The sequence below is a fragment of the Buttiauxella gaviniae ATCC 51604 genome (genome assembly GCF_001654835.1).
Taxonomy (GTDB): Bacteria; Pseudomonadota; Gammaproteobacteria; order Enterobacterales; family Enterobacteriaceae; genus Buttiauxella; species Buttiauxella gaviniae.
In genome coordinates, this window is the sequence record NZ_LXEP01000055.1 from 1 (window position 1) to 13,455 (window position 13,455).

Here is a 13,455-nt window from a genome sequence, read left to right on the forward strand (position 1 = left end):
GTTTATTTAACACACTTTGATAATCAGCAACTCCTTTATAATGATTGAAGTATTGATCAACAGGAAAATCAAGGAGTGACAATTCCTTTAAAAGGTATTTGGTTTTCATCAATAATAAGAAATCATCTTCAATAATTTTTTCACTTTCTAAAAAACCATTTAATTCCTTGAAGATATAGTCAGTATATGGAAGCGTATCCACATCTATATAAACACCACCATAAAGATAAATAATCAGGAGCCTGACTATATCACTGGCACTAGCAAGATTACCTCTTAAAATAATCTCATAATAGTAATACTTCATAAAATCAGAAAATTCAGGAACAAATAACTCTTGAATACTTTTAATTTGTACATGCTTAGTCTCAATGCATGAATCAAAAATGCATGTAGTCGATTCATTATAATTAATATTGTTATGAGATAAAAACTCTACAACTAGCTCATCAAAGACACAACCTTCCTTTAACTTTGGATAAATATAATCAAAAGCATCATTTTTTAATCGCATCTCTATGTCTGGTTTATTTTCAAGTTCCATACTAAGGACGTGTTTTTTTATTGAATCATGAAATAAATTACAGAGAGAAGTGTTTTGATCTAACCACAAATAAATTCTTTTATTTTTATTTACCTTTGCCCAGACTTCAATATATTTAGAATTAATCTGATTACTATCACCTACCCATACAAAATGCATAACATCTGGAACTATGACTTTTCCATTCGGAGACGGTTTTATTTCTGACAACCCGAGTTTCATTGTAACTTCCTTTAAACACCAATATGGATATATTGCAATTTTATTGCATCAACAACCACACCAAAATATTTTTACAAAATTTTCGCAACATAAACCTTTACTTCAGTAAAGGTTATGCATAACATTATCTAACTGGGAACCAAAAATCATCGTTACAGATTAAACAAACCAATAAATCAAAGCCATAACAATCACTATGGAAGCTATGATAACTATGCTCCCTGAAAATTCACCTAATGAATTTAAATAACCATTATTATGTTCATTTAGTTTATTAATGGCTTCCTTTTCATTTTCAGCCTCTACCTCAACGAAATGTTTTCTGAAACCTTGTTGTTTCATCTCCTGAGTAACTGAATGTGTAACAGACATTTTTGGGATTGCTTTTGAGATTACTTTTGATACATCATTTTTTATATAAACAACATATTTAACCATCATTATCTCCATAAAGGCCCAGATTTATACATATGGGCCTTGTCAATCATCAATGATTCTTACCGCCCAGCTGCGGTCCGGTACCATTTCCACCATAGCCATTTGCATTGCCCATATTGCTGTTCTGGCCCCAGACACCACTTGCACCAGAACCACTACCGTAGGGGGAATTTTGTGATAAAAATGACTGAACACTGTTATCGTTACCGCTATTACCACCGGTATTTGAAGAGCCGGAGCCACCATTACTTGATGATCTCTGCCCACTTCCATCCGCGTCCTGCCACCCACCAGATACAGCATCATATTGGCTACTTAAAATTTCTTTCATGAGAATTATCCGTCAATTAATTTATATTTAGAATAATTACAACTGGTTGAAACCCATACTATCTCTATAAGGAATGTAAAAAAACGGTAAATTTATAAGAAATGTTAATTAGATCACAAAATAAATACACTTACCTTATATATCAAAAACATAGAATTTAAACTTCATTTTTCAGTGCCCTCTGATGACAAAATTTTGACGGTTTTTCGGCTTACCACTCCTGCCCGCATAAGCATTGTGCTACTACGTATTGCGATCGGAATTCTGATGAACCACGGCGCTACGCCAGATTTATTCCACTTCCTTCGACTTAAAAATATGGGAACCCTGATGTCTTGTCTGACATTCAAACCATTGCGAGTGCCGAAATGATAGTGATTGAGTTACCAGCCGTAGGTGGGTAGGGCGCAGAGAATAAAATGGGATAATGTACGGAAAAAGGATTTCGTCAGCGCTAAGGACTACCGTTTTAAATCTCTCCAGATGTTACTTAAATGTAATCTGATTTTCCGCCTGTAATCAGGTGGCAGTAAGAACACCTTAACTTTTGGCAATAATGCTGAAAGTTATAACTATTTTATTTATATAACTGTATTTCACTCTCAGAAATGCATCTCTCTTTTCAAAATTTTGACAATCCATTGAGTAATGGTGGTTTTTGAAACAAAGGGGAATCACCTGATTTAGTTATTTTTAATGTTATTGGATATAAAAATACTGTTATTTATAGCCCAAATGCTTATTACCAGAAATGTACAAATCCTCATGCCCCCTCTAATCCAGACATCGCTAAGCTGTGAATGGAATACTCCAGCCCCGTAGCTAACGTGCCCCTTATCTGCGTATGCTGCGGCAAATCTTAGTTTATTTGATGTAATTATCTATAATTTCGAATTTGCTTCCTGGCCAACCATCAAATTCAGATAATCAGGAGTTATCTTTCTCTGACCTTATTGTAAAAACCATTAAAAGTGCCTCGATAAATTTCTAAGCGACTGATTTAAAACAATAAAATAATTTATTATGCGAGTTGTTTCACAGTTTATAAAAACTTACTGTTTTTTACGTTTCTCATAGAGATAGTATGGGTTTCAACCAGTTGTAATTATTCTAAATGTAAATTAATCACGGAGAATTCTCATGAAATAAATTTTAAGTAGCCAATATGATGCTGTATCTGGTGGGTGGCAGGACGCGGATGGAAGTGGGCACAGATCATCAAGTAATGGTGGCTCTGGTTCTTCATCTAGCGGTGGCAATAATGGTAACGATAACAGTGTTCAGTCATTTTTATCACAAAATTCCCCCTACGGTAGTGGTTCTGGTGCAAGTGGTATCTGGGGTGGCAGTAGCACAATGGATAACAGTCGTGCTGGGGGAAATGGTGGAAGGAATCATTAATTTTAATCGTCGAAACTCCCTGTAAATAAGAAAGTAAACAATGTAATATTTTAACGCCATCAATAAAGGTATTTTCTTCGAAGGAAATACCTTTATTCTATATCACTTATAATGCAGCAAATATTATCTTTGATTTAGGTATATCGCGTTATATGAAAAAACTTATCAATTCTAATCTGACGGATTTTAATGACTAATATAGGTTTTTGTTAAATTACAGCCTGCTTATTTTATTCACTCCAGGATGTATTTCCCACAGAGTAACACGTCCATAGACGCCAGACAGTAAATTATACCTTTTTAGCAGATTATGATATTATTGTGATCTGACCACACCTCAATACCCGAGGATAATGGAGCGTTACATTGAAAATTTAATTTACTATATAAGATGATACATCCCTCCAGACTAATTTTTATTTTCATCAATCTGTCCGATAAATCTGAATATTCATACAACAACTATGCAAATTACTTTGAACATGCAGGTTGGCATTCTTTTTACTGCGAGAATTTATTGCACACTTTCAGTGAGTGACATGACAGATTGATTGTCATTGGCATAATTCAATCATATTTACCCTGGAAAACATTAAATAACCTGATCACAGTTGGCACACCTGTTAATACTTATATACCATTCAGCAATATGAAGTTAAAGCGTAATAATTTTTATCTGTAATGATACCCAACAATGATTATCAACTTGTTTATTCATTATTGTGATGACAATATATCTTTATATTATTCAGGTGAATATATTCACATCAACTATACCGAAATGATATGAACGCTACTCATCAACTCATTATTTATTTTCAGCAGCAGAACAGTCACAGTGCCATGCTCCTTTTACGCGACAAGTCCGAATTTGCCACGCGGAAAATAATGGAGAAATCCAGAATCACCGTGCCAGACTGTACCGGAAAATTATTCTGGCGCTGGGTACAGGATTATATATTCAGGGCCTGTAAGTTATCTCAGGATATTAATGAAAACACACATTCATGCCGTGATACGGATAATCAGCGACATCCTGCAGATACCCGCCACCTTGAGTCCGGGGGCAATGGACAGGGTGAAAGCCGTGGCGCTGCTGGCCATGATACTGGATCACATCAACACGATTTTTCTGCAGCCTCCCCGACCGGAACTGTACGCCATCGGGCGAATGGCCTTTCCGCTGTTTCTGATGGTATGGGCCGTGAATGTCCGCCAGCGACCGGAGAAACTGCAACACCGCGCGAACCGGATGTGGGCATGGGCCATCATCACACAACCTGCCTTTATCCTGGCATTTCACGCGGCACATCCCTGGTACGCCCTGAACATTCTGTTTGTGTTCGCGGCCGTCACGCAGCTGCTGGCACTGAACCATACCTACGGTCGCCCGGGGCTGTTCGCCGGCCTGATCCTGCTGGCTCTCCTGGTGTATCCGTTGTCACTCGCCAGCTATGGTCTTCAGGGGCTGATGCTGGCCCTTTCACTGGCGGTGTTATATTCACCGCAGTCAGAGCACCAGCGACAGGGGGCCGCCCTGGTTGCCTTTCTCTCACTGTGCACGTTAAACGGTGCAGGTCACCTGGCAGACAAACCGGCAGACGCCCTGCTTTATGCGGTGCTGCCAACGCTGCTGTTTCCGCTGCTGGCGCTGTCGCTCGCCTCCCGGTATCTGCCCACAGAAAGCCCGCGCTTTCTGCCCCGCCGGTTCTTTTACCTCAGCTATGGCGGACACCTGTTACTGCTGGGTCTGGTCCGTCTCGCGCTGAAATAAACGACCGGGAGAAGCCGAAACCGCCGCTATTTCCGGCACACGTTCGTCCGCTATGGCGGCGGGTGAAAACCTTACAGGCGACAGTGGCCAGACAGCAAACGGTCCAAGTCGTCATTAAAATCCGCAGGCGTGACCTGGCGGATACTCTCCCGCGCCGGCCACACCTTCATCACACAGGAGGGGGTACTGAACCCCGGCACGCCCAGTGAATCACCGATGATCCATGCCGGGACGTTCATGTCCCGATACAGATGAAACATTTTCCGCGCATAATCCGCAAAATCCGCAGGAGACTGCGCACCGGCGGCAAATATCAGCAGCGCCACCGGACAGCCACAGACCTCACAGGGCAGCATCTTACTTTCCACCCGTTCACAGGCCAGGGAAGGGATAAGCGGGCTGGCGTCAGTTGTGCGAATATCCACAGGCTGCGTGGCCATCGCCTGCAGGATGTTCTCCGTCAGAGGCTGAAAAAGGGCAAGCCGGGTGAGGGTCATCGGATCATCTGACTCCCCGACCACTTCACAGCTGACCTGCGTCTGTTCGCCGGGGTAATCGGTCAGCACCATACGGCCCAGCTCACCGAGTTCACGGTGTCTGAAGGTATAAATAGCCACCGCACCGCTGTGCTGCCGGGTGCAGGTAATGTCCGGAGGAAGAAGACGGTTCATGCGAGCATCCTGTTGGTATCAAAGCCGGTATCAGGGTCTGATTTTACGGCAGTTAACGTATACAGATGCGTCAGTCCGTCACAGGCCGACGCGTCACTGCGCCATCCGCAACGGTTGATGACGGTTTCAAATCTGGCAATATTGCCGGTGATACGAACCATCAGCGGCATCACCTGCCCCCCTTCCTCGTCAAATGCGCTGTCCAGCGAGGAGCGGGAAAGATAAATCCCGCTGATATCGGCACTGAGCGTGATGGCATGGCGGCCGGTCCATTCTTTGTCACTCAGCAACCGGTATACCCAGCCGGTGTCTCTGGCCGTTTCCAGGGCATACGTCAGACGAAACAGGTCATTCTGCTCTGAGAGCTCACCAGTGCAGGAGCGCCAGAGATAATCCAGTTTGTTGGCGAGCTTTGCATTCACCCCCAGCGTGCGCCCCTGTTTCAGTAACCATTCGATATCGCGGGCCACTTCACGGGGAAACAGTCTTTTTTTCTGCGCGGTGGCCAGCCAGCGGGTCAGAAACAGGTTAGCCTGCGCATCGGAGTTCACGGCGCCGTCCTGTCTGGCCAGATGCAGGGCAACCTGTGCACACCAGGCCAGATGTCCTGATTGCAGGGTCAGGGAGTCAGTATTCAAATGAGGTTCTTCGCAGTATCGCCGCCGGTTGCGGCTGATGAATTATACCGCAATATCACCACTAACCAAATGTAATACAAGGTATTACAGGTACACGATTTATGCCGCGACGCGGCATGAAGGCGCCAGCCGCAGTCACTTATCGCATCGATGCTGAACGGCGCCGGTCGCGAGGCGTAGCCGCCCTGTACTGATAGTTTCCACCAATCGTCCCCTCCGCCCTGCTCAGCCAGACCCGCTTACCGCCATGAAGAACTTGCTTTTCGCCGTCGGAGTGGTCCGGGCATCGCCCGGGCGTATCTCCGCGTTAGCGCCTTTGGCGCTTACGGGCGTGTACACAGAACCTGAAGCAACACTACCCACCGTCACTCATTACCTAGTTACAACATCCATCATTAAAAGCGACTCTGTTCCGGCCTTTCAGGCCGGGCGGCGCTTTTCAGTGGTGGGTCTGGTTGCGGTGAGTAAGGTTGCCCCCTTCGGGGCCCGGCGCTGTGCGACGGGAGCTATTTCTGCCCTTTTCTGAGCGACGTGGCCGTTGGCCACTGTAAGCGAAGGCATTATCCCCACTGTTCACCGATTTTTCACAGACAACAGGTTGTTTGCCTGGTGGTTCAAAGGCAAAGGAAAAAGAAGGGGGTGTAAGACTATTTTGCAGCTTTCATTTTATCTGCTTGCAGGTTTCCTCAGTTATCCGTTTGCGGATTTATGTGGATAACGCAGAGAACACCGCATCAGCATGTCCCCGGTGTGATGATTTTTATGGGGTGATGGCCATAAATGGCTCAGGCAAAGGAAAGTCCCACGAAACGGGCAGGCAGCAGGCAGCACAAAACGCCCCGGCGGGGCTGGCTGCATTCAGGCAGGTAACTCAGGGGTCAGTGTGGGGGCGGTGACGCCAGGGCCAGCTCGAGCTGATACAGACGCTGCACGGCCAGCTGCTCAAGGCGTTGTGGCGTACACCAGTAGGCCTCATCCGGCGCCATCGTCTTCAGCAGGAAGCGTGACATTTCATACACCTGGCTGTCACGGGGGAGTCTGGCCAGACGGTTCGCCCGTTTACGGTCAGCCCCACGCTGGCGCCGGAACTTCAGCGCCTCGGCACGCTTCTGTGCCGCCCAGCGCAGGCGGGCAGCATGAGGGGACAATTCGTCATGCTCGCTCATTACCCCTTCGGCAATCAGCCGGCGGCGTTCATCACTCTCACGCAGCTTCTTTTGTTGCTGGGCTTCGAGCTTCACCAGGTCCACACCCAGCATCGAGAAACCCAGTGCGGTGATCCAGACGTATTTAGGAAACCAGGTGCGGGACTCACGGTCCCAGGTCTTTTCTTCAGAGATAGCCAGCACGCCAAAACGGATCTGCTCATCAATCAGCCGGGACAGACGCGACACCGTCACTTCTTTTCCCGTCCGCAGCTGCCCTTTTTCATCTTTCGGGCTGATTTCATACGCCAGTCGTGAGACACACATGCCGACAGAGTGTTTACCGGCGTCGCAGAAGCTCACCAGTGCTGGCCAGAGTGCATCCAGCAGATATTGTTTCTCAGGGCGGAAGGCATATTTACGGCCGGCGCGTTCGCGCTCGCGGACATACAAAGGATGGCGGGACATGTGCATACGCAGACGCGGCAGACCGGTCTGCGGATCTTTCATCACCAGGCGGTGATAGGCATGGCCCAGCTGTCCGCCGAGCGCCTTATAACGGGCAGGACGGAACCATTCAGGTCGGGCACATTTGGCTTTTGTGGAGTGTTCACCGCGCCGGCGCAGGGATTTTTTTCTGACAGGTGCGACCAGAAACGCCTCTTCACAGCGTTCACTGATGCCCTGCCAGAACAGGCCGGACTCGTCATTATCAGGGCAAAAACCCGGACGGGATAAAGATTGTTCAGGCACGCCTTCCTGCGCTTATGTTGCACGGAAGGAGTACACGCGAGAGGTCTTGAATTTCTCTGAGCATGAATCTATACTCCCCGCATAGAGCAACAATCTCTATGCAGTATTAGTGAACCCCGTTAATCTTCTCAGCCCGCCAAAGTTGAAAGAGATTCTCGGGGTTTTCGCTTTTCTGGCTCCGGACATCTCTCAGAACCATTCCCTGCCACCTTTTGGCGTGGCCCACCCGCAAATTCTGTAAAACGATCAGTAATCTAGCACTGACACCCGGTACGGGCAAGGAGCTCCGCCCTGTAAGGGGATCTGACCGACAACAGTTCGCCGTTGTTGCGCTGGTCAGCGTTCTCACAATGCGGCATATCATACCCGATTTTTTCCCTGTGTGAATATCCATTACATTGCCCACCGCCTGACATCGGAAAAACCGATATTGTCCTTCGCTTTTCTGAAACCTGCCTCCATAAAACTCATATAAAACAGATCAATAAACGAAAAATCACGGATGTAAAAATTCGTGTCTGCTCCCCGAAAAACACAACAGAAATCACATTTTTTCAACTTTTTTGCTGCTTAAAAACGCACAGTAAAACAGATCGATATTCTGCGTCAAATTCTGGATTTAGCATAAAAGATCGTGTTCCATTCCAGACACGATCTTTTATGCTGGTCAGAAAGAAAGTTATCCACAAGGGTTACAAGTGACAACCTTCAGTGCCCCGTTTACAAACAAATACATTTCAGGATATAAAACGCCCTATAAAGATTCATACCAGTTATGTGTGCTGCCATTAGCGACCTCTCCGGTCTATTCAACTGGGCATATTCCGCCAGTCGGGATGTCGCGAACCGTTAGCGGTTGTGGCGTAATCAACAGCAGCATCGCAAAACCAGGTATAAATGAAGCGGAGAACAACATTTTCTCCGTCGCCAGAAAAGGAATGGCTCGCCGGCCGTTCTGGCTTCACTGAGTTTTGTGTCCGGAGGGACAGAGTGAGTGCGCCTCGTCCACACCAAACGCCGGGTACAAACTTCAGTGAGGCGGGTTCAGGATTGAACATGTAGTTTTTGACCAGTCACTCCACGGTCAGAAAATTCCGGGGCTCGCCCGTCATTTACCTCCCACTCAACTTTGAACAGGATTTCACCATGGAAGCGTGGTATCTCGTTTGCTATGAACCGGGCAAAGATAAACTGTATACGGCCCAGCTCAGTCTGAGCCGTAAAAACATCACGGTTTTCTGCCCCATGCTCAGAACCTGGCGTCCCCGAACTGACTGTAACGGTGTCAGGGCCTTTATAGAGCCGCTGTTCCGGGGTTATCTGTTCGTTTATATCGATCCGGAAGTCATCCACCCTTCCCGTATTGAAGATGAATGCAGCGCCGTCAGTACCTTTGTCCGTTACGGACAGGAAATTAAACCGCTGCCGGCCTCTGTGATGGAAACACTGATGACGCTGCCGGCCTGTGCAGATGAACGTGACTTTGTCCCCAAAGCGGAGAAACAGACGAAACAGATGCAGCGCCCGTGTCGCCCCCCGCGTAAACGCAAGCAACGGATGGAGAACCCGTCCCCCCCTGCAGAGCGTGCTGTACGAAAAAATCAGCCGCATCGTCAGTACGGATAACGAACTTCAGCGCACCGCCATGTTCCTGGCGTTGACAAAATCGTTCCACGACCACGCGGAGAATCACAATGGATATGCTGGATAAACTCGCGGAAGAAGAAGCGTTTCTGTATTGACGGCCCGATCCTGAACGACCACCCCGCCCGGCCCGGGCTCTCCTCCCGGCTGCGCTGAAAAATCCTCATTCCGAGCTGCCCGTGGGCAGCTCTTTTTACATGTGAGTCCCCATGACAACGAAAAATGCACATCATCACACCGTGCGGTTTAACCCTGCGCGAACGGAAGGTCTGGAGAAATTAGCGGTGGATATTGGTTACCGGCAATCCCGCCCGGTCACCGTCCATGCCCTGGCCGACTGTCTGCTGGACCGCCAGTTCGAGGTCCGTATCCTCGAAAACCGGGTCAAAATGAATGCCACCAAAAACCGGAGGGAGGCATGAAACGCGCGGCCCTGCTTCCTTTATTGTTAACCGGTTGCCAGTACGGCCGATGCTTTTGGTCAGATGGACGCCCACAGCCGGCTGCGCCGCAGAGGGGTCCCCGTTGTGGTACTCACCCTCACCCTGCTGGCCGGATTTGTCGCCGGGCACGTTTATCGTGCTGAGGCCATATCACTGCCTGTATCCGTCGATATTGCATCCGGGCCAGTGATACATCCAGTCAATCGCCAGCCCGTTCTGGCACCCGCACAGGCAACTCAGCCCGCGCCAGCACAGCTTACAGACCATCCTGCCCGCCTGACTGAGCAGGATATGACAGAAGCCCGTCAGTTACTGGCGCAGCGCCTGAGTACCGCTGCGGCGAACGGTAGCTATACCGTGTCGCTGTCCACCGGTCATGCCCGCACGCTGTATCTGTTCTCCGATCCGGAGTGTGGCAACTGCCGTATTTTCGAACCGACCATCCAGGCGCTCGCGCAGCAGTTCAACGTGGTGATTTTCCCGGTCACCCTGGTAGGGAAGTCTGTGACGGCCACACGCGTGGCGCCGTTACTGTGCGCACCGGCCGATAAACGTGCCGCGCTCTGGCGTGACCTGTTTGATATCGGTGCCGGAATGCTGAACCCGGCACAACAGACCACACCGCCCGACTGTGACGCAGGCCTCGACGCGCTGGCACGCAATGATATGGCGCTGGATATGTTCGGATTGCCCGGCACCCCCACGGTTATCAGTGACGATGGCCGCATGATCCCGTTACAGGCCATGACCAGTGATGAAGCGCTGAAGGCGTTTCTTGACAGTAACCCATAAGGAAGACACCCGATGGAAACCCGTAAACGTAACGCACCGCTGAGGGACAGCCTGATAAACCGCCAGGTACGCGGACAGCTGACCGAACGCATCATGCTGGCACCCTTCACCGTCCAGTTCACGCTCGCGGTATCGCTCATCATGGGCGTGCTGTGGCCCGCCACCCTGCTGGTATCGGTGCCCGTCTGTATCGTGCTTCTGGTCGGCTTCAGTGACCAGCTGTTCCGCCTGCCCCTGCGCATACCGATGGATGTCGGCGGTCTGGATTTATCCACCGAGCGCGAGCTGAGCCGCAATATTCCGTGGCTGAACCTGAACCTGCCAAAGCTGATACGCCGGAAAGCGGCCGGGGTTTTGTGCCTCGGCACCGGACGTGGACGCGACCGGGGACGTGAGTTGTGGCTGGAGGCAGATGATGCGCTGCGCCATATGCAAATCATGGCCACCACCGGCGGCGGTAAAACAGAAACCCTGTACTCGCTGTACCTCAACTCCCTGTGCTGGGCACGGGGTTGCTGCATCTCGGACGGTAAAGCACAGATTGACCTCGCCGTCGCTACCTGGTCGATGGCCAGACGTTTTGGTCAGGAAGATGACTGGCATGTGCTCAACTTCATCACCGGCAACGATGACAAATTCCGCAAACTGCTGGCCGGGGACAAATCCCGACCGCAGACCAACTCCACCAACCCGTTCGCCCACGGCAGTCCGACGTTCATCACGCAGCTGATGGAATCCCTGATGCCAGCCGGCAACGGCAGCGATGAGGGCTGGAAAGACAAAGCCCGCGCCATGCGAAATGCCCTGATTTATGCCCTGTGTTACAAACGTGCCCGGGACAATATCTCGCTCACTCAGGACGTTATTCAGTCCTACTTCCCCCTGGTGAAATTCGTGGGTCTCTACCGGGAAGCGCTGGAGCAGAACTGGCATGAGGAAGGCTACAAGCCGATGGAAAACTACCTGTCGAACCTGGCCGGTTTTGACATGCGTCTTGTCAACCGCCCGGCAGAATGGTCACAGGGTGCGCTGGACCAGCACGGCTTTCTTATCCAGCAGTTCACCCGAATGCTCGGCATGTTCAACGACACCTATGGACATATCTTCCCCAAAACCGGCGGCGACATCGATATGCAGGACATCCTGCATAACGACCGTACCCTGGTGGTACTGATACCGGCACTGGAGCTGTCCGATAACGAGGCGTCCACGCTCGGTAAACTCTTTATCTCAGACATCCAGATGAACATCGCCAAAGACCTGGGGAACCATATCGAGGGCTCACCGGAACACACGCTGACCGTGAAGAAGTTCGCCAGCAAGTTCCCGTTCATGGTGCTCTGTGATGAAGTCGGTTACTACTTTGCCCCGGGGCTGGCCAAACTGGCGGCCCAGATGCGCAGCCTGAAATACATGCTGGTTATTCTCGCCCAGGATATTCAGGCGATGCTGCGTCACGGCAAGGAGGTCTATTCCGTCAACGCCAACCTTGGCACCAAACAGTTCATGAAGACGGAAGATACGGAAGACACCCTGAAGATGATCCGTGCGGTGGGCGGCACCGGTCACTACGCCGAACAGGTCCGTATGGATAAGAACACCATGGGGGGCTACGAAGATGCGAGCACCGTCGAGTTTCGCGAACGCGACAATATCCAGCTGTCAGAGCTGAAGGCGCTGGCCTCCGGCGAAGGCATTATTGTGTTTGAAGACCGCCAGGTGCGCAGTAACTCTATCTACATCCCGGATGAAGACAAAATCTCGAAACTGAAGGCCAGGATCAACCGCTATGTTCCGCTGCGGCGTCCCGATTTTAACGACCTGTGCCGCGAGGTGCCGACAGCAGAACGCCGCCGTCCGGTATCTCAGCAGAATATCCACGCCATTCTTGAGGTCTGCGCCACGACGCCACCGGAAGCGTGGAACAGCCGACTGAATACTTGTATTGCCGATGAGACGCTGACCGCCCTCACCACACTGACCACCGATATCGATACCCGTGATGACATCGAATTAACGCCAGAAGAGCGTGGCATTTTGCTGTTTGAAACGGCGGTATCAGTCCTTTCAGCAACCCATGGGCGCTACAAAAAAATAAAGGGACACGAAAGGATCCGCATATCGCGCAAACGGGTGGAGGAATCTCACCGTAACAAGGAAAGTTTCAGCCGGACTGCACAACAGAAGGAAATTCCCCCGCCCCAGGAAAGCAGTACACCACCTGTCTTCACGCCGGAAATGTCACCCCCACAGGAGTATTACAACAATGAAAATTTCTATGCCGATCTTGAGAGTGCTTACGCTGAGCGTGACTTTACTCCACCTGACGACCGCATCAGCATCTGAACCTCAAATAACCGTCGGCTTTTCGCCTGGCAGCACGGCCACAGCCAGCGTACTGAGTGTCATCAACAGTTCACGACGCTCTCTTGATGTCGCGGCCTACCAGTTCACCAGTCGCCCGGTAGCTGAAGCCCTGCTGGCCGCACAGCGCCAGGGGGTCAACGTCCGGGTACTGGCGGATGCAAAAGACAACGGCGGGAAATACTCCGCCGTAACCTGGTTGCAGAGGCAGGGTGTGCCGGTCAGGCTTAACGGGCAGTATGCTATCCAGCACAACAAATTCATGGTGTCCGATGGTGTGACAACACAGACAGGC

Annotated in this window: 14 protein-coding genes; 7 read left to right on the forward strand and 7 right to left on the reverse strand. The window is 49.8% G+C overall.

Annotation, left to right across the window (positions count from 1 at the left end):
* From M977_RS23150 to M977_RS23160, 3 genes are all read right to left on the reverse strand, one after another.
* A partial coding sequence (locus tag M977_RS23150; RefSeq protein ID WP_280643863.1) for a TcdA/TcdB catalytic glycosyltransferase domain-containing protein occupies positions 1 to 766 on the reverse strand: 766 nt, incomplete at its 3' end.
* Between the two features lie 159 nt (positions 767 to 925).
* Entirely contained in the window at positions 926 to 1,207 is a 282-nt protein-coding gene (locus M977_RS23155; RefSeq protein ID WP_342446884.1) for a hypothetical protein, read from the reverse strand.
* 46 nt (positions 1,208 to 1,253) lie between these two features.
* Entirely contained in the window at positions 1,254 to 1,535 is a 282-nt protein-coding gene (locus tag M977_RS23160; RefSeq protein ID WP_064519332.1) for a hypothetical protein, read from the reverse strand.
* A 1,165-nt stretch (positions 1,536 to 2,700) separates the two neighbouring features.
* Between M977_RS23160 and M977_RS23165 the strand changes: the two genes are divergently transcribed.
* Positions 2,701 to 2,961, forward strand: a complete 261-nt coding sequence (locus tag M977_RS23165) for a hypothetical protein (RefSeq protein ID WP_064519336.1) — start codon at positions 2,701 to 2,703, stop codon at positions 2,959 to 2,961.
* A 966-nt stretch (positions 2,962 to 3,927) separates the two neighbouring features.
* A complete protein-coding gene (locus tag M977_RS23170; protein WP_064519340.1) occupies positions 3,928 to 4,710 on the forward strand; it encodes a TraX family protein in 783 nt (260 codons plus the stop codon).
* A 71-nt stretch (positions 4,711 to 4,781) separates the two neighbouring features.
* Here the strand turns inward: M977_RS23170 and M977_RS23175 are convergent, their stop codons facing one another.
* From M977_RS23175 to M977_RS26185, 4 genes are all read right to left on the reverse strand, one after another.
* Positions 4,782 to 5,381 (reverse strand): hypothetical protein, encoded by a 600-nt coding sequence (locus tag M977_RS23175; RefSeq protein ID WP_064519343.1) that lies wholly within the window; start codon positions 5,379 to 5,381, stop codon positions 4,782 to 4,784.
* A complete protein-coding gene (locus M977_RS23180; protein ID WP_245163539.1) occupies positions 5,378 to 6,019 on the reverse strand; it encodes a DUF2913 family protein in 642 nt (213 codons plus the stop codon). The genes M977_RS23175 and M977_RS23180 overlap by 4 nt, the downstream gene beginning before the upstream one ends.
* Before the next feature lie 878 nt (positions 6,020 to 6,897).
* Entirely contained in the window at positions 6,898 to 7,917 is a 1,020-nt protein-coding gene (gene repA / locus M977_RS23185) for a plasmid replication initiator RepA (protein WP_064519346.1), read from the reverse strand.
* Complete coding sequence (locus M977_RS26185) at positions 7,910 to 7,981, reverse strand: hypothetical protein (RefSeq protein ID WP_157092129.1); 72 nt, start codon at positions 7,979 to 7,981, stop codon at positions 7,910 to 7,912. Before M977_RS26185 ends, repA begins: the two co-directional genes overlap by 8 nt.
* Before the next feature lie 1,082 nt (positions 7,982 to 9,063).
* Between M977_RS26185 and M977_RS23190 the strand changes: the two genes are divergently transcribed.
* From M977_RS23190 to M977_RS23210, 5 genes are all read left to right on the forward strand, one after another.
* Positions 9,064 to 9,543 carry a transcription termination/antitermination NusG family protein gene (locus M977_RS23190; RefSeq protein ID WP_064519348.1) on the forward strand — a complete coding sequence of 160 codons (480 nt, stop codon included), beginning with the start codon at positions 9,064 to 9,066 and terminating at the stop codon, positions 9,541 to 9,543.
* Between the two features lie 227 nt (positions 9,544 to 9,770).
* Positions 9,771 to 9,983, forward strand: a complete 213-nt coding sequence (locus M977_RS25070) for a hypothetical protein (protein WP_083963004.1) — start codon at positions 9,771 to 9,773, stop codon at positions 9,981 to 9,983.
* Between the two features lie 105 nt (positions 9,984 to 10,088).
* Positions 10,089 to 10,796, forward strand: a complete 708-nt coding sequence (locus M977_RS23200) for a DsbC family protein (protein WP_064519357.1) — start codon at positions 10,089 to 10,091, stop codon at positions 10,794 to 10,796.
* Positions 10,797 to 10,808: 12 nt separating this feature from the next.
* Entirely contained in the window at positions 10,809 to 13,142 is a 2,334-nt protein-coding gene (gene trbC / locus M977_RS23205) for an F-type conjugative transfer protein TrbC (protein WP_074392102.1), read from the forward strand.
* On the forward strand, positions 13,075 to 13,455 hold a 381-nt coding region (locus M977_RS23210), incomplete at its 3' end, for a phospholipase D-like domain-containing protein (RefSeq protein WP_064519359.1). The genes trbC and M977_RS23210, both read left to right, overlap by 68 nt.

Bases quoted from the DNA above. Each gene is read 5' to 3' on its own strand.
- M977_RS23190 (WP_064519348.1), top strand. From the start codon at position 9,064: ATGGAAGCGTGGTATCTCGTTTGCTATGAACCGGGCAAAGATAAACTG.
- M977_RS23170 (WP_064519340.1), top strand. From the start codon at position 3,928: ATGAAAACACACATTCATGCCGTGATACGGATAATCAGCGACATCCTG.
- M977_RS23165 (WP_064519336.1), top strand. From the start codon at position 2,701: ATGATGCTGTATCTGGTGGGTGGCAGGACGCGGATGGAAGTGGGCACA.
- M977_RS23160 (WP_064519332.1), bottom strand. From the start codon at position 1,535: ATGAAAGAAATTTTAAGTAGCCAATATGATGCTGTATCTGGTGGGTGG.
- M977_RS25070 (WP_083963004.1), top strand. From the start codon at position 9,771: ATGACAACGAAAAATGCACATCATCACACCGTGCGGTTTAACCCTGCG.
- M977_RS23155 (WP_342446884.1), bottom strand. From the start codon at position 1,207: ATGATGGTTAAATATGTTGTTTATATAAAAAATGATGTATCAAAAGTA.
- trbC (WP_074392102.1), top strand. From the start codon at position 10,809: ATGGAAACCCGTAAACGTAACGCACCGCTGAGGGACAGCCTGATAAAC.
- M977_RS23175 (WP_064519343.1), bottom strand. From the start codon at position 5,381: ATGAACCGTCTTCTTCCTCCGGACATTACCTGCACCCGGCAGCACAGC.